Annotated in this window: 25 protein-coding genes and 1 tRNA gene; 12 read left to right on the plus strand and 14 right to left on the minus strand. The window is 69.9% G+C overall.

Annotation, left to right across the window (positions count from 1 at the left end):
* Positions 1-2: 2 nt before the first annotated feature.
* The 8 genes from Q1V88_RS09455 (at position 3) to Q1V88_RS09490 (ending at position 7,740) form a co-directional block, all read left to right on the plus strand.
* Complete coding sequence (locus tag Q1V88_RS09455; RefSeq protein WP_300680768.1) at positions 3-305, plus strand: hypothetical protein; 303 nt, start codon at positions 3-5, stop codon at positions 303-305.
* A complete protein-coding gene (locus tag Q1V88_RS09460; protein ID WP_300680770.1) occupies positions 302-925 on the plus strand; it encodes a hypothetical protein in 624 nt (207 codons plus the stop codon). Before Q1V88_RS09455 ends, Q1V88_RS09460 begins: the two co-directional genes overlap by 4 nt.
* Before the next feature lie 71 nt (positions 926-996).
* Positions 997-1,539, plus strand: coding sequence for a M23 family metallopeptidase (locus tag Q1V88_RS09465; RefSeq protein WP_300680771.1), 543 nt, complete (start codon positions 997-999; stop codon positions 1,537-1,539).
* An 8-nt stretch (positions 1,540-1,547) separates the two neighbouring features.
* Positions 1,548-2,309: a hypothetical protein gene (locus Q1V88_RS09470; RefSeq protein ID WP_300680773.1), complete on the plus strand. Its 762-nt coding sequence runs from the start codon at positions 1,548-1,550 to the stop codon at positions 2,307-2,309.
* Entirely contained in the window at positions 2,309-2,485 is a 177-nt protein-coding gene (locus Q1V88_RS09475) for a hypothetical protein (RefSeq protein WP_300680775.1), read from the plus strand. Before Q1V88_RS09470 ends, Q1V88_RS09475 begins: the two co-directional genes overlap by 1 nt.
* Before the next feature lie 22 nt (positions 2,486-2,507).
* The gene (locus tag Q1V88_RS09480; protein WP_300680777.1) at positions 2,508-2,813 is read left to right on the plus strand and encodes a hypothetical protein; all 306 of its coding nucleotides are present in this window, start codon (positions 2,508-2,510) and stop codon (positions 2,811-2,813) included.
* Positions 2,813-4,915: a hypothetical protein gene (locus tag Q1V88_RS09485; RefSeq protein ID WP_300680778.1), complete on the plus strand. Its 2,103-nt coding sequence runs from the start codon at positions 2,813-2,815 to the stop codon at positions 4,913-4,915. Before Q1V88_RS09480 ends, Q1V88_RS09485 begins: the two co-directional genes overlap by 1 nt.
* Before the next feature lie 1,910 nt (positions 4,916-6,825).
* Positions 6,826-7,740: a tyrosine-type recombinase/integrase gene (locus Q1V88_RS09490; RefSeq protein ID WP_300680780.1), complete on the plus strand. Its 915-nt coding sequence runs from the start codon at positions 6,826-6,828 to the stop codon at positions 7,738-7,740.
* A gap of 300 nt (positions 7,741-8,040) precedes the next feature.
* Here Q1V88_RS09490 and Q1V88_RS09495 read toward each other — a convergent pair whose 3' ends face one another.
* Positions 8,041-8,436: a hypothetical protein gene (locus Q1V88_RS09495; RefSeq protein WP_300680782.1), complete on the minus strand. Its 396-nt coding sequence runs from the start codon at positions 8,434-8,436 to the stop codon at positions 8,041-8,043.
* Complete coding sequence (locus Q1V88_RS09500; protein WP_300680784.1) at positions 8,436-8,615, minus strand: hypothetical protein; 180 nt, start codon at positions 8,613-8,615, stop codon at positions 8,436-8,438. The genes Q1V88_RS09495 and Q1V88_RS09500 overlap by 1 nt, the downstream gene beginning before the upstream one ends.
* A gap of 68 nt (positions 8,616-8,683) precedes the next feature.
* Between Q1V88_RS09500 and Q1V88_RS09505 the strand changes: the two genes are divergently transcribed.
* Positions 8,684-8,974 carry a hypothetical protein gene (locus Q1V88_RS09505; protein WP_300680786.1) on the plus strand — a complete coding sequence of 97 codons (291 nt, stop codon included), beginning with the start codon at positions 8,684-8,686 and terminating at the stop codon, positions 8,972-8,974.
* Between the two features lie 56 nt (positions 8,975-9,030).
* Here the strand turns inward: Q1V88_RS09505 and Q1V88_RS09510 are convergent, their stop codons facing one another.
* The 7 genes from Q1V88_RS09510 to topA all read right to left on the minus strand — a co-directional run bounded on the left by Q1V88_RS09510 (position 9,031) and on the right by topA (position 16,827).
* Positions 9,031-9,486: a hypothetical protein gene (locus Q1V88_RS09510; RefSeq protein ID WP_300680788.1), complete on the minus strand. Its 456-nt coding sequence runs from the start codon at positions 9,484-9,486 to the stop codon at positions 9,031-9,033.
* A 200-nt stretch (positions 9,487-9,686) separates the two neighbouring features.
* Positions 9,687-9,762 (minus strand) — tRNA-Thr (locus tag Q1V88_RS09515).
* Between the two features lie 78 nt (positions 9,763-9,840).
* Positions 9,841-11,406, minus strand: a complete 1,566-nt coding sequence (locus Q1V88_RS09520; RefSeq protein ID WP_300680790.1) for an alpha/beta hydrolase — start codon at positions 11,404-11,406, stop codon at positions 9,841-9,843.
* The gene (locus Q1V88_RS09525) at positions 11,403-12,554 is read right to left on the minus strand and encodes a DNA polymerase III subunit delta' (protein ID WP_300680791.1); all 1,152 of its coding nucleotides are present in this window, start codon (positions 12,552-12,554) and stop codon (positions 11,403-11,405) included. Before Q1V88_RS09525 ends, Q1V88_RS09520 begins: the two co-directional genes overlap by 4 nt.
* A complete protein-coding gene (gene tmk / locus Q1V88_RS09530) occupies positions 12,551-13,204 on the minus strand; it encodes a dTMP kinase (protein WP_300680792.1) in 654 nt (217 codons plus the stop codon). The genes Q1V88_RS09525 and tmk overlap by 4 nt, the downstream gene beginning before the upstream one ends.
* Positions 13,205-13,240: 36 nt before the next feature.
* Positions 13,241-14,086 carry an alpha/beta fold hydrolase gene (locus Q1V88_RS09535; RefSeq protein ID WP_300680794.1) on the minus strand — a complete coding sequence of 282 codons (846 nt, stop codon included), beginning with the start codon at positions 14,084-14,086 and terminating at the stop codon, positions 13,241-13,243.
* A complete protein-coding gene (topA, locus tag Q1V88_RS09540) occupies positions 14,083-16,827 on the minus strand; it encodes a type I DNA topoisomerase (protein WP_300680796.1) in 2,745 nt (914 codons plus the stop codon). The genes Q1V88_RS09535 and topA overlap by 4 nt, the downstream gene beginning before the upstream one ends.
* 97 nt (positions 16,828-16,924) lie before the next feature.
* Here topA and Q1V88_RS09545 point away from each other — a divergent pair, with 97 nt between their 5' ends.
* Positions 16,925-17,659 carry a hypothetical protein gene (locus Q1V88_RS09545; protein WP_300680797.1) on the plus strand — a complete coding sequence of 245 codons (735 nt, stop codon included), beginning with the start codon at positions 16,925-16,927 and terminating at the stop codon, positions 17,657-17,659.
* On the opposite strand, the gene Q1V88_RS09550 is transcribed toward Q1V88_RS09545, so the two are convergent.
* Together Q1V88_RS09550 and Q1V88_RS09555 are read right to left on the minus strand one after the other, a co-directional pair.
* Entirely contained in the window at positions 17,660-19,147 is a 1,488-nt protein-coding gene (locus tag Q1V88_RS09550) for a methyltransferase (RefSeq protein WP_300680799.1), read from the minus strand.
* Between the two features lie 94 nt (positions 19,148-19,241).
* Positions 19,242-19,580: an STAS domain-containing protein gene (locus Q1V88_RS09555; RefSeq protein ID WP_300680801.1), complete on the minus strand. Its 339-nt coding sequence runs from the start codon at positions 19,578-19,580 to the stop codon at positions 19,242-19,244.
* A 43-nt stretch (positions 19,581-19,623) separates the two neighbouring features.
* Between Q1V88_RS09555 and Q1V88_RS09560 the strand changes: the two genes are divergently transcribed.
* Both Q1V88_RS09560 and Q1V88_RS09565 read left to right on the plus strand, forming a co-directional pair.
* The gene (locus Q1V88_RS09560; RefSeq protein WP_366914074.1) at positions 19,624-21,903 is read left to right on the plus strand and encodes a DEAD/DEAH box helicase; all 2,280 of its coding nucleotides are present in this window, start codon (positions 19,624-19,626) and stop codon (positions 21,901-21,903) included.
* Between the two features lie 70 nt (positions 21,904-21,973).
* Entirely contained in the window at positions 21,974-22,249 is a 276-nt protein-coding gene (locus Q1V88_RS09565) for a hypothetical protein (RefSeq protein WP_300680805.1), read from the plus strand.
* Positions 22,250-22,427: 178 nt separating this feature from the next.
* On the opposite strand, the gene Q1V88_RS09570 is transcribed toward Q1V88_RS09565, so the two are convergent.
* The 3 genes from Q1V88_RS09570 to Q1V88_RS09580 form a co-directional block, all read right to left on the minus strand.
* A complete protein-coding gene (locus tag Q1V88_RS09570) occupies positions 22,428-22,763 on the minus strand; it encodes an Rv3654c family TadE-like protein (RefSeq protein WP_300680807.1) in 336 nt (111 codons plus the stop codon).
* A gap of 223 nt (positions 22,764-22,986) precedes the next feature.
* Positions 22,987-23,382, minus strand: coding sequence for a TadE family type IV pilus minor pilin (locus Q1V88_RS09575; protein WP_300680809.1), 396 nt, complete (start codon positions 23,380-23,382; stop codon positions 22,987-22,989).
* On the minus strand, positions 23,379-23,738 hold the full coding sequence (locus Q1V88_RS09580) for a DUF4244 domain-containing protein (RefSeq protein ID WP_300680811.1): 360 nt from the start codon (positions 23,736-23,738) through the stop codon (positions 23,379-23,381). Before Q1V88_RS09580 ends, Q1V88_RS09575 begins: the two co-directional genes overlap by 4 nt.
* Between the last annotated feature and the right edge of the window lie 12 nt (positions 23,739-23,750).

The following is a 23,750-nucleotide window of genomic DNA, read 5'->3' on the forward strand; positions in this document are numbered from 1 at the left end:
CCATGACATGGAATGTCACCACCAAGGCGGACCCCACGCGCTTCTCCCCTGCCCCCGGCGTACTTATCCAGACGGGAACAACCATGGTCACCTTCTCCGCTGCCTCCGCGGCTGCCGCTGCGGTGACGTTCGCCTCCGCCTTCTCGGCAACCCCCAGGGTCACCGCGACCTCGTCGAACGGTTTGTTCACGTCCACGGCCTACAGCCAGTCGCCGACTGGATTCACTGTCGGCGGCCAGCACCGAGACGGCACCGCCACCACCACGACAGTCACCTACGACTGGATTGCGATCGGAGCCGCATGAGCCGCCTTCTTCTGACCGGCTGGGTCGTGCCCCCCGCTCCTGGCAACGTCGGAGACTGGATCGACCTCGCACTCGCAATCGCGGCCGTCGGCGCCCTGATCGCGGGATGGGCGCGCTGGGTCCGACCCCGCCTCGCAGCCAAGCGAGACCGTGACGAGTCCGTCCAGACTGTGCTCCTTGGCCGGCCAGCCGTGCCGGCCAACGCGATCACCGGTGCCGACCCGCAGCCTGCGATCCCGTCGATCGGGAGCCAGGTCGCGACCCTGTCCGACATCGTCGCCCAGCTCGCGCGGACGGTGAGCGAGGTCGCGGGCAAGGTCGAGGGCATCCATCACGAGATCCACCCCAACGGCGGGTCATCGCTGAATGACTCCGTCCGCCGGACCGAGGCCGCGGCCGAGGCGCTGCGTGACGACATCGCTGTGGTGAAGACCCGCCAGACCCGAGACTTCGGCGTCCTGGATCAACACGCAGCCCGTCTCGCACGCATCGAGGAGCTCCTCGCTGGCGAGCTCACCGAAGCCTCGGCCACCATCGCGAACGCCGCCGAGGCATCCGCGACCGTGCTCCGTGTCATCGACACCGCCCTGAACGCGGCACCACCCACCGAGCCGGCCTGACCAGCTCCTCCCGCCATCCCAGCCCGACGCCACCCGGCACCGGGCCCGCACCCACGCTCAGGAGAACCATCATGCGTCCTGTCCCTCAGCCCATCGGCACCAAGTACGGCGTCCCCGGGAAGATGTGGGCAGCCGGCCACCACACCGGCACCGACTTCCTCGCCCCCGTCGGCACCCCGATCCAGTCCGCCACCGCCGGCGAGGTCATCGAGGCCCAGAACGGCGGCGGCTGGGGCAACGCCTACGGCCTCCATGTCGTGGTCCGGTCCACCATCAACGGCAGGGCCTACGAAGTGCTGTACGCCCACCTCGACCAGCGCCAGGTCAAGGTCGGCGACCAGGTCAAGGTCGGCGACGTCCTCGGCAAGACCGGCGCCACCGGCAACGTCACCGGGCCGCACCTGCACTTCGAGGTCCGCACCGAGCCGTACCGCTACGGCAACGACGTCGACCCCGCCATCGCGATCAACGTCGCCGCCCCGCCCCCGCCGCGGTCCCGTGTCGCGAAGGCACGCGACCTGCTCACCGCCGCCCTCGCAGCCGCGAAGAGGAACGGCAAGACCGGCCGTGCCAAGGGCCTCCGCGAGGCCCTCGACCAGCTCCCGAAGAAGTGAGGCCGACCGTGCCGGAGAAGACCACGACCGTCCTGACGATCGCGCTGGGCAACATCCGCTCCAACCCCCGGATGAGCAAGGCCAACGAGATCCGCGCGACCGAGGCCCTGGCCGACTTCGCGACCACCATCGGCGCCTGGATCGTCCTCGGCTGCGAGATCGCCTACCCCCGGATGCGCCGCATCTGGCGCCGCACCTTCGCGGGCTGGACCCACGCCGGCGACCGCCCCGGATCTGAGAACGTCATCAGCATCAGCACCCCGGCCACCGCCAGCCGCGCCCAGTCCCAGGTCGGCCGGGTGGCAGTGCGGTGGCTGTCCCAGGGCCGCAAGGGCATCACCCCCACCCGGAAGACCACCGAGACCGACCTGACCATCGACGGACTTCGGGTCCGGGTCATCGCGACCCACATCGTGTCCTGGTGGCAGGCCTACGCCCGGAAGAAGGCCGGCGCGTCCTGGACCCTGCGGGCCGGGATCGCACGGCGAACGATTCGGCGTCTGGCGAAACGGGTAGCCGACGCCCACACGGCCGGGATCGACGTCGTCATCATCGGCGGAGACCTCAACGCCCTCGACAACGTCGAGATCACCGCCGGCCAGGTCCAGCTCCTCGGGACCCAGAAGTCCGGCGGCAACCTCGGCACGATGATGCAGGCCGCCGCGTTCCCCGCCCCGGGAGTCCAGATCGCCGGCGTGACGCCCTACGTGCGCGCCGCAGTCGCCACCGACCACCCGTTCCGTGGCGTCGCCCTGCAGGTCATCCACTGATGGCCGGCCCGCGGCGCTGTACCGCCCACCCCCACGTCGTCGCGGCCACCTCCAGCACCTCGTCAGGGGCCGTCACGCCGACCGCGTGCGGCCCCTGGTGCGTCGAGTTTCTCGCCGAGCTCGACCACGTCTCTGTGTCCACCACCGGCTCCTGGCTCGACGCCGAGCCTTCCTGACCCCCTCGAGGAGAACCCCCTGATGAAGACTCTGGCCCTGATCATCGACCTGCTCGCCCCCCGCCTGAAGGGCTGGCTTCGCCGTCAGCCGACCAGCCGCCGTGACCTGGTGTACGCCGTCGCGATCATCGCCGCCGCGATCATCCTGGTTGCCCTGGTCATCGCTGTGCTGTTCGTGCCCGGCACCATCGGGCTCCTCACCACCGCGGCTGCCTGGGCGGGCCCCTTCGTTCTGCTGGTCGTCGCCGGTCTCGCCAAGGCCAACGTCAGCCCCGGCACCCCTGCCAGCGACACCGACGTCGACCCGGGCAGCGAGGCGGGCTTCTGATGGCCGACCTCGACTTCATCTACGTGGTCGGGCGGTTCGGGCTCGTCGTCGCTGACGGTGACGACGCCGGCACTGACCCCGACACCGTCTGGTGCGACGCGGGCACCGTGAACCTCACCCCGCTCACCACCTACGCCAAGGTCGCCGGCGGCAGCCCCATCGGCTGGAACTCCGGCCATGCGGTCTACCCCGCAACGCTGGACAACTCCGGCTACCTCACCCGGTCGGGCTCCCGCTGGATCCGGGTCGTCGACATGACCTCGGACAAGGTCAACCCCCAGATCCCTGCCGGGAAGGCCACCCACACCGTGGAGTACGCCGGGGTCAAGGCCGCCGGCACCGTGGTGAAGTACCCCTCCCAGGACGTCCGCATCGCCGCCGACACCGCCAGCCCGATCGAGACCGCCGAGGAAGCCACCGCTCTCGGTCTCCCGATCGGCACGCTGGTGTGCGATCTGGTCAAGCTCCTCCCGGTGCCCACCAGCAGCGGCACCCCGATCGTCCAGGGCCCCCGCGGGTTCGGTGTCGAAGCTGCCTCCGTCGATGGGCAGGATCTCGTCCTGACCCTCGGGTCCGGCGCCGAGGTCCGGACCGAGCTGCCCACGTCGATGGTCGACTCCGCCGCGTTCGTGGGTGAGCAGATCCAGACCCCCGGAACACCGGCAGAGATCGCGCTTAAGGCCAACTTTGCGGCTTCCACGCCGCTCCCGACCGGGGTCAAGGTGATCAGCGAATCCCTGCAGTCCGCCATTGACCGCGTTGCCGCCACGGGCGGCGGGATGCTCGGCATCCCCGACGGCGTGGTTGACATCTCGGCTGCCGACATCACGGTTCCGCGGTCCGTCGGCCTCTACGGAAATGGCCCATCAGGGGCGATCATCCAGACGGATGGGACCGGCCCGAACCGCTACATCAAGATCGGCGGATCCGCCGATCTACTCGGGAATTGGCTACCCCAGATCGCCAACCTGGATCTCCGCCGAGTCGGCATCGTTGGCGGAGAGGCCAGCTCCGACTGGGCGTATGGACTGGTTCTCCGAGACCTCAACATCACGGCTGTGACTACTGGCATCCGCGCGAAGTACAACTCATGGCTGTGGCGCATCGACAACTGCAACATCCACCACTGCGGAACTGGCGTGAAGTGGGACTTCTCCGGCATCGGCGGCGGCTCAGGCGCAAGCATGACCATCACGGGCGGTGCGATCCAGAGTTGCAGCACTGCCGGATTCTGGCAGGACGGCACCGCCGTGGATGGCACCCACGTTCGACTCGACGGGGTCGATCTCGAACGCTCTAAGGTCGCAGTCAAGGTCACTGGTGCCACGGGCGGTGCGTGCGTGATCGACCTTGATGGCTGCCACTTCGAACTCGGCTTGGACTCCTACATCCAGGCCGACAGCGGCGTCATTACAGTCAGTACGCCGTGGATGTTCCCCTTCGACTCGACGGGTGGCCGCGTGGCCTTCTTCGACCTATCCGGGGATGCCCAGGTCGTCACCCGAGGAGGTCGCATTGCGTGGACCGATACGACGAGCCCGCTGCACCGGATCACCTCTTCCTCAGCCCGCCTCCTCGTAGACCCCCATAGCACCGTCATGCCGTCGGCCGGGGCTCTCGCTGCCCCAGACGTCTACCCGGGCAGTCCGATGGCTGCCAGTGGAACTTTCGGCATGCGAATGATCCCCGGGCCCATCACAGGGAAATTCCATCAGGTTGGGGCGACGATCACGGCGACCTCGCAGACCATCATCTCGATTCCGCCTGGCGACTCGACCGTGTACCAACTCCGCCACCAGATCGACGTCACTGCGGTCGGCACCACGAACAAATTCCGCTATCTCATCGACCCGGGCGGGAATGTCGCAATGGACATCACCCTGCCAAACGCCGTCGGAACGGCAGACTGCCTCGTCACCGTCAGTAGGACTCGGGCCACAGTGGCATGGACGTACAGTGACGGCTCAAGCGGGTTCGCCCGCACCGCTCCGAGTCATGCCGTTGGGACGCGCGTCTATGTCGGTATTGGCCTCATCGGCGGAGGCAACTCCACTGCGACCGTCCAGTCGCCCATCGTCACTGCCCTGGCAAATAACGGTTAGGCCCTGGCGCGCGCGGCGATCGCGCTGTCGGTCGTGATCGCCGCGCGCACTGGGCGCGCTCAGGGCACCGATCACGCCGAAAAGGAGCCATAGGAGCGGGGTCGAGATGGCCGGCTCAGCAACGCACTTCGCCACGACGAGCGCCACGAGGGACCACTTCGCCGCGACCATACGAGGGTCGTCCGAGGTCGACCTAAGCGCACAAACGAGGGCGACAACAAAGAGTGCGAGCCCGATGACCCCGACGCACGAAAGCAGCATCGTTAGGAAGCTTGAAGGGCGATTCGCCCCTAGCCCCACCCCAATCCCATGGGTGTGGGCTAGGAGGTCGAGGGAGAAGCGGTCTGCGGCAAAGCGATTGGTCGCTGAGCCCGAGGCGGCCTTCTCGGAGATCATGTCCGACACAGAGCCGATGGCATTCGTGAACCAAAGAATGGCGACAATCGCAAAAGGCCCCACCGCAGCGACCAGCGGAGGCATCTTTCGGGTGCCCGCAAGGAAGCCTGCGAGGTAGACCGTGAGGAAGCCCGCACCGACCAGGACGCCGCCAAGGATGGCCGTTCCCGAATCAGCCTCGACCAACTGCGCTGTCGCCGCGGCGATAGCGAGCAGCGTTAGGGCCTTCCGCCTCGTTCCCATCAAGAGGCGTGCGGCATAGAAGGCGATCGCAGTCACCGAGAAGACTGCGAGATACGAAGGCTCGGAAAAGGTCCCATAGAAGCGCGTCTCGAACGGGTTGTAGTTGACGCTCGCGTAGTTGCGAAAGAGGCTGTCGGGCCACGGCGCGCCTGCCTTGTGTGCAACGAGCGCAAGGGTCCCAACCCCGACTCCGACGGCGAAGCACGCATGAACCGCCCGAGCGGCCTCGTCGCGCCGCGATGCAACATACGAGGCCACTCCTACGCCAATGATGAGATAGAAGACCTGAGCTGCCTGCGAGGCCGTATAGGCAAGGGGCGTGGGAAAGTTGATCTGCCCATCGATACCGCCTCGCGGCAGAAGGATTGGCGTGCCATGAAAGAGGGTCGGGCCGAGCAGTGTGACGACCGCCACGGCAAACACGAATACCCTGAGGGATGTCATCATCGCGCTGGAGACTCTCGTGCGTCCGACGACAAGACCCGCACAGGCCGCCAGTCCGATGACATAGAACGGCGGGACGCTCTGGCCCGAGATGGTCAGTGCGGCCGAAGTCGGGAACGCCGCGGAGGCGCCCAGGACCATGGCTAGCGAGCGGCGCCGAAGCACGAATAGCGCCGCGAGCAACGCGAACGCCACTCCGATGGCATGTACTGTCACTTAGCCCTCCAGGTGACATGGGACAGCGCCACCCTATGAGAGGCCAGGGCCATCCCGCAGGGGAATGAGGCGCAATGGGCACATGGATTCGGAGCCCGGTCCAACCCGCCCAACCCCTACGACGCAGTAAGTCGCCCGCAGCGGGGGTTCCCCGGACGGCCGGCGGCGACCTAGTCTCGGTGCCATGCAGCATGGAACGTGCGACCCCGACGAAGAGGCAAGGCTGTACGCCGAGGTGGAGACCACGCAGGCTGCAGCGACTGCGGCTTTCGAGAGACGCGACGACAGAAGCCTTCCGGCGCCAACCTTCGCAGGCCCAGAGGAAACGCATCCTGAGTACGCCGCCTACCGGCGGGCTCAGGAGGCGCTGAGCGAGTACCGATTGATCAATGGCTGCTCGTACACCGAGATGCCTGGCTGATCCCGGCCAACCGAACCGCCCCCGTCTGCTCCGGCAGGCGGGGGCGGTTCTGCGTTTCGGGACCTTCGCCTCAGGTCTCCGACGGGCTGCTCGGGCTACCGTGCGCGGGACAAAGGAACGGCCCCGCCGGTGGTTGCACCCACCGACGAGGCCTGACGAACACCCCGAACACAGATCGGAGGTGTGCGCTGTGCCGCACGCTATCGCAACCCACCTGCTCCGTCCCGGAGCGATGTCTCCGGCCGAGACCGCCGCTGTGGCGTTCCTGGCTCGCTACCAGAACCCCCGCACCCACGAGCTCTACCGGCGCTACCTCGGCGAGTGGTACGAGTGGTGCCGGATCCAGGGCCTCGACCCCCTGGCCGACGTCGAGCGAGTTCACGTCGAGCTGTACATCCGACACTTGTCCCTCTCCCGGCAGATGAGCTCCTCGACCGTGAACACCGCCATGACCCCGGTCCGAGGCCTGTACCGGCTCGCGGCGTCAGACGGCACCATCCCCCGGGACCCGTCGGCCTACGCCCGGCTCCCGAAGATCCACCACCGCAGCGAGGCGCCGTTCGACCGCGACGACATGCGCCGCTTCCTCCGCGCCGCGGCCGAGACCAGCCCCCGCCACCACGCCCTCGCGTCGCTGCTGTCGATGATGGGCCTGCGGATCTCGGAAGCGTGCGCCCTCGACATACCGGACGTGCACCGCATCGAGCAGGGCTACCGGGTGCTGCGCTTCGTCAGGAAGGGCGGCCGGGAGGTCGTCGCCCCGATCCCGTACCAGGCCATCCCGATCCTGGAGGCCGCCACGGTCGGCCGGCACACGGGCCCGCTCCTCACCACCCTCGACGGGACCAGGCGCCTCACCCGCCATGCCGGTGCCGGCCTGGTGCAGACCATCGCCAAGCGAGCCGGGTTCGATCGCCGCCTCCACCCGCACCTGCTCCGCAAGGCCGCGGTGACCCTCATCCTCGACAGCGGCGGCACCCTGGCCGAGGCCCAGGACTTCGCCGACCACGCCGACCCCAGGACCACACAGCGGCACTACGACCTCAACCGCTCGAGGCTCTCTGGGCACGGCTCACACCTGGTCGCCTCCCGGATCGCAGCCTGACCGACGTGCGATAATTGCACCGGAGTCGGGAAACCCGACTCCGGTGCGAACGGCCACCGAAGTCGGGTTTCCCGACTCCGGTGATCCGACCCCCGGACCACCCCTGCCAGACGTGGCGGCGGTCGACATTTGTCACGCCCGTGACAATCCTTCACCGCGCCGACACCCGATCCCGGAGGCCCGGCCAGCAGGCCCCGGCCCGGGGTTACGGTCCTGCCGACCCGCACTCCTTCGCGACTGACGACGCAACCCGTGGGTCAGCCCGGCGGCGGCCACCTCCCGAACGCGGTCGCCGCTGGGTCAGTCCTCTGGCATCGACGGTCGAGGCGGTGAGCCGATCCCGCCCGGCTGCGGATCGGACGCCGCTGCAGCCTCCACCGCCCGTGCACGGATCGCGTCCCAGTCCGGGACGTGCCCCGCCGCCTTGATCGCCTCGACCGTGAGCTGGTGCGCAGCCGGCGCCCACCACGACCTCGCACCGAGGAACGTCCCGGCCACGTCGGTCAGCAGATCGACCCGCAGCCGAGCCCGGCGCCCTGGCCGCTTCGGCGTCGACTTCACGGCCGGCTCGGTCGCGGAGTCCAGGACCACCGCGACCGCAGCGTCGACCGGCGTACCGCTACAGGCCTCGTGCGCCACGGTCCCGTTGATCACGGCGACCAGGAGCCGGTCCTCCCGCGACGCACGGACCTGCATCAGTCCTCCGCAGCCCGCTCGACCGCGGGCCACCGCGACGTCCCGACGTTCTGCCAGCCATCCGGGATCTGCGCCAGGAGCTGGGCGCGGGCCGTGTCGTAGTCGACGCCCTCGGCTTGGACCTCGCGCTTCTCGCTGATGTCAGCCTTGTTGCGGATCGTGGCGTACAACGTGAGCACGCCACGAGGGTACGCCCCGACCGCTGGTTCCCCGGACAGGGCGAGCAGATGCGGGTTACGGTCCCGCCATGACCTCACCGGAAAGCGCCAAGGCGCCTACCCCGCACCACGTGCAGCAGCAGAACCTCGCCATCAGCCTCCTCTGGGCCGGCCTCGTCGTTGCGATCGGCGGCGGCGTTGTCGCTGGCCTCACGTGGCCGGGCACCGAAGCCGGTATCTACGGCACCGACGAGACGGGCAGCGCCATCGGCGTCATGTGCGGTCTGATCGTCGCCGGCCTCGGGACCCTCTGCGCGCTCGCCGGCCTGATCGCATGGGCCGTCCGAATCGGCATCGAGAGCGTCGGACCGAAGGAGTAATCCTCTGGCGCGAGCCACGGCCCTGAAGTTTCGGCGGGCTGCGAGGGGTGCCGCCGCTAGTACAACTCCACGTCCGTGGCGCGGGCGGTTACCTTCACGGACGACGACTTGGTGGTCATCGTCTCCTCCTCTTGGCTGAACGAACCGTCATCACCGACGGAGATGGTTCCGATCTGCTTGCCCGACTCATCACCCGACACCGAGTAGGTGATGTCGTATGCCATCCCATCAATGAGTGAAACGTCGCCGTGGTAGACCGGGGTCACCTTGTAGGAGATGCTGCAGCCAGCGGAGCCGAAGCACTGCTTGTCGGTGATCTTCACCTTCAGCGTGAAGTCCTCCGGGCGCAGGTAGAGACCATCCGTCTGTGTGTCAGCGGCGTCAGACGTCGCGGCCTCCTCCGGGCTGGCGGTCACCGTCACGGTGACCGTTGCTGTCGGAGCAGCGCTCGGGCTGGCCCCGCCGCAGGCAGCGAGAAGGAGCAGCGGGGCGAGTAGTGCGAGACGCTTCACGTCGAGGATCCTAGGGCCCACAGCGCTGCATGTCCGAGGAACTCGTTAAGGACCCGACAGGCCGCAACCCGAGTCCTGTGGGGTCAGGCGGGGGACAGTGAGAGCGGCTGTGTGTCTATTTGTGTGTCACGCCAACGTTCAAGCACAGAAACAGATGTGGCCCTGATCAGCGTTTCTGCTGATCAGGGCCACGTTCCTGATGGAGCCGCCTGTCAGAATCGAACTGACGACATCTTCATTACGAGTGAAGTGCTCTACCGACTGAGCTAAGGCGGCGTGTCACCGTCGATCACGACTGCGACGAGCGAAAGCATAGCCACAGCCCCAGCCAGACGTGAAACCGGGGACACCGCGCTAACAGGCCAGCCCGTTGGAGGGCACGACGTCGTTGACCAGGTACTTCTCGATCGCGTTGTCCACGCACGAGTTGCCGGCGTTGTAGCCGGTGTGGCCGTCGCCGTCACGGGTCACCAGCACACCGTTGTCGAGCTGCGCTGCGAGCGACTTCGCCCACTGCACCGGGGTGGCCGGGTCGCGCGTCGTACCGACCACGACGATCGGCGCGGAGCCCTTGGCGTGCAGCGCATGCGGGGCCGACGTGCTCTTCACCTGCGAGCCGGCGCAGGCGGTGTCCATCCACGCGAAGATCCGGCCGAAGGTCGGCGAGGCCTCCAGGAACTTCGGCGTGACGGCGTCGACCTCGGCAGCCGTGGTCAGGGCCCACGGGTCGTCGAGGCAGTTGATCGCGTAGATCGCCTCCATCGAGTTGTCGGTGAAGGTGGTGCCGTCGCGGCTGACGTAGGCGTTGGCCAGCGCCAGCAGGGTGTCGGCCTTGCCGTCGAAGGCGTCCTTGAGGGCCGAGGTCAGGATCGACCAGTAGTCGCGCGAGTACAGCGGCAGCGCGATCCCGAGGAACGCCTCCCCCTCGGTCAGCTGGGTGCCGTCGCTGGTGGTCAGCGGCTTGGCGTCGAGCTGGTCCAGGAAGGCACTGATCTTCGCCTGCGCCTCACTGCGCGAGGAGCCCAGGTAGCAGGACTTCGAGCCGGTCAGGCAGTTGTCGATGTAGGAGTCCAGGGCGGTCTGGAAGCCGCGGGCCTGCTCCAGGTTCATCTCCGCCGTGCTGAGCGCCGGGTCGATCGCGCCATCGAGGACGAAGCGCCCGACCTTGGTCGGGAAGAGGTCGGCGTACGTCGCTCCCAGCTTCGTCCCGTAGGACGCACCGAAGTAGGTCAGCTCGTTCTCGCCCAGGGCCGAGCGCAGCACGTCCATGTCGCGGGCGGCCTCCACGGTGGAGACGTGCGAGGCGAGCGCACCGGACTTGGCGACGCAGCCCTTGCCGAACGTCACCCCGAACGCGAACGACTCGGACTCCTCGGCGGCGGTGTCGGGGTCCGGGTCGAGGTTGATGTACGTCGACAGGTCCGCGTCCGACAGGCAGTCGATCGGCGCCGACTCGCCGGTGCCCCGCGGGTCGAAGCCGACGATGTCGAAGGCGTTGCGCACCGCGGCGCCGAAGGACTCCTTGGCCGAGGCCGCGTAGTCGGTGCCGGGCGCCCCCGGGCCGCCGGGGTTGACCACCAGCGAGCCGATCCGGTGACCCGAGGCAGGGACCTTGAGCAGCGCGAGCTGGATGGTCTGCCCGGTCGGGTTCGCGTAGTCCAGCGGCACCGTGAGCTTGGCACAGGAGAACGAGTCGCGGCACGAGCTCCAGGTCAGCCGCTGCCCGTAGAACTTCTGCAACGCGGCGGTCGGCGCCACGCTGGAGCCCGCCTCCGGGGAGGCCTCCGACGGCGTCGGCGTGCTGCTGGTGGTCGAGCTCGACGACGAGCTCAGCAGCGCCGTGATCGCGGTCGCGGCACCGGCGAGCACCAGCGCGCCCACGATCACCCAGACGGTGATCCTGACCCAGGGCTTGTTCACCTATGTGCTCCTTGCTCGGTGTCGCGCAGCGAGACCATCATCGATTCGAGTGCCAGTGCCGGCGGGACGTTGAACTCGAGCATCTGCTCGCGTGCGGCGAAGATCGCGTTGATCCGTTGCAGGTTCTGCTCCGGGGTGGAGCGCTCGGCCAGACCCGAGACGTCGGCCCGGATCTCCTCGTTGACCAGGGTGGTGCCGGCGCCGGTGGCCAGCGCGATCGCGTCCCGGTAGACGCTGACCAGGTCCATCAGGCCCCGGTCGATCACGTCCAGGACACGGCGCTTGGCGCGGGTCTTCTGGCCGTCCTCCAGACGCTTGAGCGCCGGGCCGTACTCACGCGGACGACGGCCCCGCTCGACCACGCCGTAGCCGGCGTCGAGGTCGGCCTTCTCCCGGGCGTCGAGCTCGGAGGTAATCGCCTCGGCCTCCTCCTTGGCGACCTCGACCAGCTGGGTGGCGGCCCGCATGCAGGCACCGAGGCTGCGCAGCTTGGCCGGCAGCGCGACGACGTCACGACGGCGGTTGCGGGTGGCCTCGTCCCGGGCCAGCGCCTTGGCCCGACCGATGTGGCCGGCCGAGGCCCGGGCGGCGTACGACGCCAGCCGGTCGTCCACCCCCTCGGTGCGGATCAGGAACTCGGCGACCTCGCTCGCCATCGGCGTGGTCAGCGTGACCAGCCGGCAACGACTACGGATCGTGGGCAGCAGGTCCTCCACGGTCGGGGCGCACAGGATCCACACGGTGTGGTCGCTGGGCTCCTCGATCGCCTTGAGCAGCGCGTTGTTGGCCTGTTCGGTGAGCCGGTCGGCGTCCTCGACGATCAGGATCTGCCAGCGGCCCCCGGCGGGGGAGAGCGCGGAACGGCGTACCAGGTCACGGACCTCGTCGACGCCGATCGACAGCTTCTCGGTGCGCACCACCTGGACGTCGGCGTGCGAGCCGGCCAGCACGGTGTGGCACTCGTGGCAGACCCCGCAGCCGCCCTGGCGGCACTGCAGCGCCGCCGCGAAGGCGACGGCGGCGTTGGAGCGGCCCGACCCCGGCGGACCGGTGAAGAGCCACGACTGGGTCATCCCGGTGCCGTGCGCGGCGTCGCGCAACGACGCGATCACCCGGCGCTGGCCGACCAGCGCGTCCCAGACGCTCATCCGTGCGCCTTCGCCTGGTCCAGCAGCGGCCGGACCCGCTCTAGGATCGCGGCGTGGATCTCCTCGATCGGGGCACGGGCGTCGAGCACCAGGTAGTGCTCGGGGTCCCGGCCGGCCATCGCCACGAACGCGTCGCGGACCCGCTGGTGGAACTCCAGGGACTCCCCCTCGATCCGGTCACGGCCCTCGAACCGGCTCAGGCCTGCAGCCGGCTCCAGATCGAGTACGACGGTCAGGTGCGGGCGCAGGTCACCGGTCGCCCAGCGGGCGATCCGCTCGACGTCGGCGACCGGGAGCGTCCGACCGGCGCCCTGGTAGGCCAAGGTGGAGTCGACGTACCGGTCCATGATGACGACCTCGCCGCGCTCCAGGGCGGGCAGCACGAGCGTCTCGACGTGCTCGGCCTTGTCGGCGGCGTAGAGCAGCGACTCGGTCTTGTCGGCCAGCGCACCGGTCTCGGGCGAGAGCACGATCTGACGGATCGTGCGGCCCACGGCGGTGCCGCCGGGCTCCCGGGTCAGCAGCGCGTCGTAGCCGAGCGCGGAGAGGGCGTCGGACAGGCGCTGGGACTGGGTCGACTTGCCCGATCCCTCGCCACCTTCGAAGCAGACGAAGACCCCGGTCGATGCGTAGACGCCTGCGGAACTCACGCGGCCAAATCTACGGGACCCACGATGCGGTCGCCCTCATCGGGAGAAGGCGGGCTGGGTCGCCACCCAGTCGGTGATGGAGCCCATCACCGAGGCGGGACGCCGCGCCCACTTGAAGTGGTCGATCCCCTCCTCGTCGACGTGCACCCGCAGCGCCGTCGAGGCCGGCAGCTTCGCGCACAGCGCGTCCACCGCGCTCGGCACGCCCAGCCAGTCGCCCTCGATCGAGACCGCCAGCACGGGCACGTCGACCGCGCCCAGCCCGTCCTCGCCCAGCGGCAGCCGGCCCGAGCGGGCCAGGGTGCCCCACTGGGTCATCATCCGGCGGGCCTCGCGGCCGGCGAACTTGAGCCGGTCGCCGGGGAAGTGGCCCAGCACGTTCGCGATCGTCGGGAAGAGCACGCCTGCGGCGAGGATCTTGCGGCTCCAGTGCCGCCAGTGCGGCGTCGAGGAGGCCATCAGGATCAGGCCGTCGTAGAGCCCCGGGTGCTCCCCGATCGCGGCGACCGAGACCTGCCCGCCGAGGCTGTGCCCCAGCACGATCACCGGTGAGTCAGGGTGGGCGCTGCGGGCCTGGGCGATCACCTGGACCAGATCCTCGACCAGCTCGGCGTACCCGAAGTTGCGTCGCCACCCGGCCGGCTGGCCGCCCTTCTCGTGGCCACGCTGCTCGTAGGCCACCCCGTGCAGGCCGGCGGCGGCGAGCGCGTCGAGGACGGTCAGGTAGTACCCGGCCGGCATCCCCATCGCCGGGGAGAGCACCACCACCGGTGCCTCCGGGCGCACGTCGCCGTCCACACTGAACTGCCGGAACGTGGTGCCGTCGTTCCGGGTCAGGGTGCTGGTGACGGCCGCGGTGCCGCCCGAGGCGGTCTCGGTCATGCCTTCTTGGCGGCCGTCTTCGTGGTCTTCTTGGCGGCGGTCTTCTTCGCCGCGGCCTTGGTGGCGGTCTTCTTCGCCGCCGTCTTCTTCGTGGCCGCCTTCTTGGCGGTCTTCTTCGCGCCCTTCTTGGCCGGCCCCTTGGCGCGACGCTCGGCGAGCAGCTCGGCCGCCCGCTCCAGCGTCATCGTGGCGAGGTCGTCCTCCTTGCGCAGGGTGGCGTTGTACTCGCCGTCGGTGACGTAGTCGCCGAAGCGACCCGACTTCGCCACGATCGGAGCACCCGAGACCGGGTCGTTGCCGAACTCCTTGAGCGGCGGGGCGGCCGCGGCACGACCGCGGGCCTTCGGCTGGGCGTAGATCGCCAGGGCCTCGGGCAGCGTGATGGTGAGCAGCTGGTCCTCGCTGGTCAGCGAGCGCGAGTCGGTGCCCTTCTTCAGGTACGGCCCGAAGCGGCCGTTCTGGGCGGTGATCTCCTCGCCGTCCTCGGCAGCACCGACGACGCGCGGCAGGGTGAGCAGCTGGACCGCCTCGGCGAGCGTGATCGACTCCAGCGTCATGTTCTTGAACAGCGACGCGGTGCGCGGCTTGGCGCTCTTGGGCGCGTCCTCGGGCAGGACCTCGGTGACGTACGGGCCGTAGCGCCCCGCCTTGGCGACCACCTTGAGGCCCGACTCCGGGTGCACGCCGAGCTCGATGTCGACGCCGGTCGGGTTGGCCAGCAGCTCCTTGGCGCGCTCCAGGGTGAGCTCGTCGGGGGGCAGGTCGTCGGGCACGTTGGCGCGCTTGCCCAGCGGGGTGCCGTCGTCGTCGGGACCCTCCAGGTAGGGGCCGAACTTGCCCACCCGCAGCTGGATGCCGGAGTCCTCGCCGCCGATCGGGAACGTGGCGTTGCCCTTGGCGTCGATGTCGCCGAGGCTGTCGACGATCTGCTTGAGGCCCTCGCGGTGGCTCTGGCCGTCGTCGGCAGCGCCCTCGGCCGGCCCGAAGTAGAACCGGCCCAGCTCGTCCTCGCGGGTGGCGCGGCCACCGGCGATCTCGTCGAGCACCCGCTCCATCGAGGCGGTGAAGTCGTAGTCGACGTAGTCGGTGAAGTGCTCCTCGAGCAGCCGGGTCGCCGAGAACGCGATCCAGGCCGGCACCAGGGCGGTGCCCTTCTTGTAGACGTAGCCGCGATTGATGATGGTCGAGATGATCGAGGCGTACGTCGACGGGCGACCGATCTCGCGGTCTTCGAGCTCCTTGATCAGGGTCGCCTCGGTGTAGCGCGCCGGCGGCTTCGTCTCGTGGCCGCTGGCCCCCAGCGAGGCCGAGGTGACCTGGTCGCCCTCGGTCAGGTTCGGCAGCCGGGTCTCGGCGTCGTCCTTCTCGGAGTCGGCGGAGTCGGTGCCCTCGACGTAGGCCTTGAGGAACCCGTGGAACGTGATCACGCGACCCGAGGTGCCGAAGACGACGTCCTCACCGGAGGTGGCGGCACCGCCGAGGCGGATGGAGACGGTCTGGCCGACGGCGTCCTTCATCTGGGAGGCGACGGTGCGCATCCAGATCAGCTCGTACAGCCGGAACTGGTCACCGGTCAGGCCGGTCTGGGCCGGGGTGCGGAAGGTGTCGCCCGAGGGCCGGATCGCCTCGTGCGCCTCCTGGGCGTTCTTCACCTTGGAGGCGTAGACCCGCGGTGCGTCGGGCAGGTAGTCGGCGCCGTACAGCTCGTTGACCTGCGCCCTGGCCGCACGGATGGCGGTGTCGGAGAGGCTGACGGAGTCGGTACGCATGTAGGTGATGAAGCCGTTCTCATACAGCCGCTGGGCGACCGACATGGTGACCGACGAGCTCATCCCGAGCTTGCGGCTGGCTTCCTGCTGGAGCGTGGTGGTGCGGAACGGGGCGTACGGACTGCGACGGTACGGCTTCGACTCGACGCTGCGGACGTCGTACGTCGTGTCCGAGAGCGCCTCGACGAGGGCCTCGGCCTTCGACCGGTCCAGGTGCACGACCTTGCCGGTGAGCTTGCCCTCGGAGTCGAAGTTGGAGCCGGTCGCGACGCGGGTGCCGTCGACGGAGTAGATCTTGGCGGGGAAGATCCGGACGCCGCCCGCGGCGGAGCCGGCGTCGAAGCTGCCCTCCAGGCTCCAGTACGAGGCGACCTTGTAGGCCATCCGATCCCGCTCGCGCTGCACCACGAGCCGGGTCGCCACGGACTGCACGCGGCCGGCCGAGAGCCCGGACTGGACCTTGCGCCACAGCACCGGGGAGACCTCGTAGCCGTAGAGCCGGTCGAGGATGCGGCGGGTCTCCTGGGCCTCGACGAGGTCCATGTCGAGCTCGCGCGGGTTGGCGGCGGCCTCCTGGATGGCGGCCTTGGTGATCTCGTGGAAGACCATCCGCTTGACCGGGATGTTCTTCGGCTTCAGCTCGTCGAGCAGGTGCCAGGCGATGGCCTCTCCCTCGCGGTCCTCATCGGTGGCGAGGTAGAGCTCGTCGGCGCCCTTGAGCAGGCCCTTGAGCTTGGTGATGTGGCTCTTCTTGTCGCGCGGCACGATGTAGTACGGCTCGAAGCCGTTCTCGGTGTCGACGCCGAGACGACCCCACGGCTTGTCCTTGATCTTGGCCGGCGTGTCGGCGGCCGACTGCGGCAGATCACGGATGTGGCCGATCGACGACTCCACGACGAAGCCGTCCCCCAGATAGCCGCCGATAGTGCGTGCCTTCGCGGGGGACTCAACGATCACCAACTTGTGTGCCACGTGGGGAAAGGTACTCGGTCCTGTCCAGAACTGTCGGCGGCGGCTGGTCTGATGGCCTCACAGACGACGACTTCCACACATCACCACGGAGGTCCAGATGTACGACGACACCACCGATTCATCCCTGTGCGGAGTGACGACCCGCGACCCCTTCCTGCACTTCTGCCCGCAGTGCCGCGACCTGATGGCGCAGGTCCTGGACGGACCCCGCGTCACCGAGGTGGCGCCCCCACAGCCCCCGGACTGGGAGCGAGCGCTGGGCTGGCTCGACGCCCAGTGCGGCGGCCGGGAAGCAGTGCTCGCCCTGCACGACCGACCGTGGGACGGGCCGGCTCCCGGCGCCCCGGCAGGACTGCCGCCCCAGCAGCGGGAGCTGTTCGCCGCCACCGCGGCGGCGCTCCTCACCGCCGGGGAGCGACTCTTCACCCCGGAATTCACGCTGGCGTGCCTGCGCGCCCTGGTGCTGGTCTTCGCCCAGCGGCCGGGGCTGACGGTGGATCAGCGCCCCGGCGGGCTCGCGCACGGCGTGGCGTGGGCGGTCGGTCGGGCCAACGGCCTGCTCTACCCGAGCGGGATCGTCACCGACCGGACCCTGCGGGAGTGCTTCGACAGCCGGCAGGCGGGCTCCTCGACCGGACGCAAGGTCCAGGTCGCGGTGCGCAGCCTGTTCAGCTGGAGTGAGCCGCGGGCCGACGACTGGCGTTGGCCGGTCGACCGTGCCCCGCTGGAGCCGCTCGGCTCCCCCGCGCTGCTGGTCGCCGGGGTGCGGTGCCGCCTGATCGAGGTCCGGGAGCGGGCGCTGCACGAGGCAGCGCTCGCCCCGGCCGGGTGATCAGGACTCCGAGACGGTGAGGAAGCCCTGGTCGACGAGGGTCCGCGCCACCGGCAGGTAGGTGGCGCGGGTCTCGGCCGGGTCGAGCTCGAGCAGGGTGCTGACCGCGTCGAGGATCTGCCCCAGTGAGAGGTCGCCGTCGCAGGCGCCGACCAATGCGGCGGTGACGGTGTCGGCGGAGTGCGCACGACGCAGCCCGCGCTGCTGGCGCAGCACGATCGCGTTCGGGTCCTCGGCGCCGGGCGCGCCCAGGCTCTCCTCCTGCAGGTCACTGGGGGCGACCAGGTGCGAGTCGAGCTCGACCTCGAGCCGGACCGCCTCGCCCCAGGAGGCGATCGCGGGGGCGATCGGCTGCTCGACGTCGTAGGGCCACTCGACCAGCTCACGGCGGGCGTCGGAGCCGCCGGTCTTGTGCAGGTTGATCCAGCCGAAGCCGATCCCCTCGATGCCCTGGTTCTCCATCCAGGTGAGCCAGGTGTCGTAGCGGAACAGGTAGTCCTCGCCGCCCCAGTGGCCCGAGTCCTTCAGCCAGAGCTCGACGTAGGCGGCCGGGTCGAGGATCTCGCGCTGGACGATCAGGGAGTCGGTCTCCTCACCGAGCCAGCCGGCCAGGCGCTCGTCCCACGGTCGGTCGGCGCTGATCACCCAGTTGGCCAGGATCTGGCACCAGCCGCCGGCGTTGAGCAGGTCCGGCGCCGCCCTGACGATGTCCTCGACGACACGGTCGCCGGGCAGGCCCGAGTCGCGGTAGACCAGACGCTCCCCCGTCGCCGGGGAGATCACGAACGGCGGGTTGGTGGCGATCAGGTCGAACCGGTCACCGGCGACCGGCTCGAAGAACGAGCCGTTGCGGACGTCGACCTTGTCGGCGACGTCGTTGAGCGCGGCATTGAAGGAGGTCATCCACAGCGCACGGGTGTTGACGTCGGTCGCGATCACGCGGTCGACGTGCTGGGCCATGTGGAGCGCCTGGACACCACAGCCGGTGCCGAGGTCGAGGCTGGTGCCGACCTCGTCGCGGATGGTGAGCTGGGCCAGCGAGGTCGAGGCCGGGCTGATCCCCAGGACGTAGTTGGCGCCGACCCGCTGCGGGCCGCCGTCCAGGCCGGGGGTGAGGTCGGAGACCACCCAGAGATCGTGGGCGTCGGTGGCTGCATCGACCGAATAGGGCCGCACGTCCATCCGGGCGGCGACCTCGCCGATCGACTGCTCCAGCAGACCGTGCACGGCCAGCTCGTCGACCAGACCGGGCAGGGCCGCCTCGGCGGCGGCGAGGTCGACCGGCACCTGGAGCAGGAACAGCCGGATCAGGGTCTCCAGCGGCGAGCCGCCGGCGGTACGACGCCGACCGGGCGTGGTCTCGTTGCGCCCCAGCGCGGCGTGCGCCAGCGGCCCGAGCTGCTCGGCCACCTGGTCGTAGGTGAAGCCGGCATCGGTCAGGGCGTCGCGGAGACGGTGCGGAAGGTCGTTCAGCTGCTGGGAGGCCACGGCGCAAGCCTAGGGCGTGCCGCAGGCGTGCCTCGACGGCGACGTCCTCGGGCCGATCGGGCGCCGGGTGCGGCGCCTGCGGGGTCGGGCCGGGTCAGAGGTCCGCGGCGGCCGCGTCGGCGCTCGGGTAGATGTCGAACACCTTGGCGAGTCCGGTGATCCTGAAGATCTTCAGCAGCCGCTCGTTGGTGCACACGATGGTGAGGATGCCGTCGTGCATCCGGACCTTCTTCAGGCCACCGACCAGCACACCCAGACCGGTGGAGTCGAGGAAGTCCACGGCCTCCAGGTCGACGATCAGGCGGTAGGCGCCGCCGTCGACGAGCTCGGTCAGCTTGTCCCGCAGGCGGGGCGCTGTGTACACGTCGATCTCCCCACCGACGGCCACCACCGTGGCACCGGAGAGCTCGGAGGTCGAAACGCTGAAATCCACGCCCCTATGTAACCATGCCGACGTGAGTTCGGTGGCAGACCTTGTGAACCGGCTCACCAGTGCACCGGGACGAGAGGGACGCCTGACCCACCTGGAGCATCTGCCACCTCGGACCGCGGACACGGTGGCGTGGCCCGGCTGGGCGGAGCCGCGCGTGGTGGAGGCCTTTCAGGCTCGCGGGATCGAGCGTCCGTGGCGTCATCAGGTGATCGCCGCCGACACCGCCGTCTCCGGCGCCCACGTCGCACTCGCCACCGGGACCGCCTCGGGCAAGTCGCTGGCCTACCAGCTGCCCGCGCTCAGCCGGATCCTCACCGCCCGCAGCGACCGCGGTCAGCGCGGCGCCACGGTGCTCTACCTCGCGCCGACCAAGGCTCTGGCCCAGGATCAGCTCGCCCGGGTCGAGGCACTCGACCTGGACGTCCGGGTCTCCACCCACGACGGCGACGCCCCGCGCGAGCAGCGCGAGTGGACCCGCGCGTTCGGCGAGTACGTCCTGACCAACCCCGACATGCTGCACCGCTCCCTGCTGCCCGGGCACACCCGCTGGGCGTCGTTCTTCAAGTCACTGTCGTACGTGATCGTCGACGAGTGCCACCACTACCGCGGGGTCTTCGGCGCGCACGTGGCGCACGTGCTGCGTCGGTTGCGCCGGATCGCGGCGTCGTACGGCGCCTCGCCGACGTTCATCCTCGCCTCGGCCACCGTCGCGGAGCCCGAGGTGACGGGGCAGCGGCTGACCGGGCTGCCGGTCGTCCCGGTGACCCGGGACGGATCGCCTCGCGGACGGGTCACGCTCGGCCTGTGGCAGCCTCCGTTGACGGCGTACGCCGGCGAGAACGGGGCGCCCCTGCGACGTGCCGCCTCCTCCGAGACAGCCGACCTGCTGACCGACCTGGTGGTCTCGGGGGTGCGCACCCTGGCGTTCGTCCGCTCCCGGGTCGGGGTCGAGCAGGTCGCCCTGACCGCGCAGCAACACCTGGCCGAGGTCGACGCCTCGCTGCCGGGCCGGGTCGCCGCCTATCGCGGGGGCTACCTGCCCGAGGAGCGCCGGGCGCTGGAGGAGGCGATCCGCTCCGGTGACCTGTGGGGCATCGCCGCCACCAACGCACTCGAGCTCGGGATCGACGTCACCGGGCTCGATGCCGTGCTGATCGCGGGCTACCCGGGCACCCGCGCCGCGCTGTGGCAGCAGATCGGCAGGGCCGGGCGCGGGGCGCAGGACGCGCTCGGGATCCTGATCGCCCGCGACGACCCGCTCGACACCTACCTCGTCACCCACCCTGAGGCGCTGCTGGGCCAGCCGGTGGAGGCGACCGTCTTCGACCCGTCCAACCCGTACGTGCTGGGCCCGCACCTGTGCGCCGCCGCCCAGGAGCTGCCGGTCACCTCGGCCGACACCGACCTGTTCGGGCCCACCACCCCCGACCTGCTCGACCAGCTCACCGCGGCCGGGGTGCTGCGCCATCGGGCACGGGGCTGGTTCTGGACCGACCACCGCCGCGCCGCGGACCTGATCGACATCCGCGGGGCCGACGGTGGCAACGTGCAGCTGATCGAGGGCTCCTCGGGCCGCGTGGTCGGGACCGTCGACATCGGGCGTGCGCACTCGACGGCGCATACGGGAGCGGTCTACGTCCACATGGGCGAGACCTGGCTGGTTGACCACCTCGACCTGGAGGACCGGGTCGCGACAATGGAGCGGGCGTCGCCGCCGTACTCCACGATGGCGCGCGAGGTCACCGAGATCAGCATCGTCGCCAGTCGGGAGCACCAGGACTGGGGCGGCTGCCGGCTCTCATGGGGTGACGTCGACGTCTCCCACCAGGTGGTCTCGTTCCACAAGCGGCGCGTGCCCAGCGGCGAGATCATCGCCGAGGAGCTGCTCGACCTGCCGGTGCGCACGCTGCGGACGTCGGCGGTGTGGTGGACGGTGCCGCCCGGTGTGCTCGATGCCGCCAGTCTGGACGGTGCCGACCTGCCGGGATCGGCCCACGCCGCCGAGCACTGCTCGATCGGTCTGCTGCCGCTGTTCGCGACGTGCGACCGCTGGGACATCGGCGGCGTCTCGACCGCCGTGCACCCCGACACCGGCCAGCTCACGGTCTTCGTCTACGACGGCCAGTCGGGCGGTGCCGGGTTCGCCGAGCGGGGCTACCGCGCCGCCCGCGAGTGGCTCGGCGCGACCCTGGAGACGATCGAGTCGTGCGAGTGCGACGAGGGCTGCCCGTCGTGCATCCAGTCCCCCAAGTGCGGCAACGGCAACAACCCGCTGGACAAACCCGGTGCGGCCCGCCTGCTGCGGGCACTCCTCCAGGCGTAGCCCCGATCCCCCGATCCTCCGCCTTGCGCAGCAGCGGACGAATCGGTGCATCGAGGCTTAGGGTCAGACCATGCTCGCCTTCGGACTCGTCATGATCCTGCTCGGAGCCCTGCTCGTGGTGATCGGTCTCTTCACCGCCGGTGACCAGGGTGCAGCCAGCCTGCTCGGCATCCATATGGGGGCCACCACCGTCTTCATCACCGGGATGATCGCGGCCCTCCTGATCGTGCTCGGCCTCTACGTCACCCGCTGGGGCGCGTCCCTGGGCCTGCGCCGCCGCGCCGAGCGCAAGGAGTACGCCAAGATGGCGGAGAAGTTCGGTCACGGAGAGTCCCCCGAAGCCTGACCGAGATCCGGGTTCACCACCGCCGACTTCCGGGTTCACCACCGCCGAGATCCGGGTTCACCACCGCCGACTTCCGGGTTCACCACCGCCGAGATCCGGGTTCACCACCGCCGACTTCCGGGTCCACCACGGTCGAGTTCCGGGTTCACCACAGCCGAGATCCGGGTTCACCACCGGCTCACCACCCGGCGCGCGCCTTCGCCCGTACGTCGGCCAGCCCTGCCCAACGTCCAGGAACGCCCACCTCGACCACGACCGTGACCGAGGTCGGCGTACTCACACACGACACGAGGTCCGCGTGGTTGCGCACCGCGAGATCACCGGCGGCGGCGCATCCGTCGCCGCCTCGGCTCAGGGACTGGGCACCGGCCAGCGCCGCGAGGTCGGCGGCGGACTGGGCCCGTCGGTGGGCCACGACTGCCGCGGCGGCCATCGCGCAGCCGATCCCGACCAGCACCAACACCCCGACGCAGGCGACCACCATCGGGACCACCGACCCACGCTGACTCCTCACCGCATCACCTCCCAGCCTCATGCGGCCGGGCATCTGCCGCGCCGACTCCGTGGCGAACCCGGACCTCGGCCGTGGTGAACCCGGAGCTCGACCGTGGCGAACCCGGAAGTCGCGCGTGGCGAACCCGGAAGTCGCGCGTGGCGAACCCGGAACTCGACCGTGGCGAACCCGGAACTCGACCGTGGTGAACCCGGAACTCGGCGGTGGCGAACCCGGAAGTCGGCTAGGGGGCATCGGACGTCTCCTGTACTGCCGTTGCCTCTGCCCGGACCGTGACCGGGAGCAGGCGGAAGAGGCCGCCGGGGCCGTGCACGACGGCCCGGGCGACGACCGTGACCATCCCTGTCCCAGGCGATCCTGAGGTCGAGCCCGACCGGACCTGGAGGCGGGTGCCCGCGGGGCCGACCTCGCGGCCCCGCGCCAGCGCGGCGGCGCTGTCGTCGCCGCGGGCCAGCGCCCGAGCCGACTCGCGGGCGGCGTCGACGATGCGGACCTGCGCGATCCCGAGGGTGAGGAACCAGGTCAGCAGCACGGTGACGGCTACCAGCACCGGGAGGGCGACCACCAGCTCGGCGGTCGCCGCTCCCCGCGCCGGGCGTCGGACGACGCGGCGGTTCACAGCCCCAGCAGCGAGAGCACGTGGGCGTAGAGCTTGTGCAGCAGCTCGTCCCCGAACCCTCCGGTCAGCATCTTGAACAGCAGCCCGGCGAGCCCGGCTCCGGCGGCGGTGCCGACGGCGTACTCGGCGGTCGTGATCCCCCGCTGGCCACCCTCCGAGGCCGACGCAGCGGCGGACTCCACCCGACCGGCCGGGCCGCATCCCGGATCGCCCTCGGTCGCGGCGTCGGCCGCGGCCTCACGCCGTCGTACCGGCCCGCGCTTGGCCACCCGACCCCGTCCCTGCGCACGCCGGCCCGCCCGTCGTCGCAGCGAATCTCGATGCCACCTCGGCGTCGCGTCCTGCATCGTTGCCATCACGTCCTCCTC

The sequence above is a fragment of the Nocardioides sp. genome (genome assembly GCF_030150155.1).
Classification (GTDB): Bacteria; Actinomycetota; Actinomycetes; order Propionibacteriales; family Nocardioidaceae; genus Nocardioides.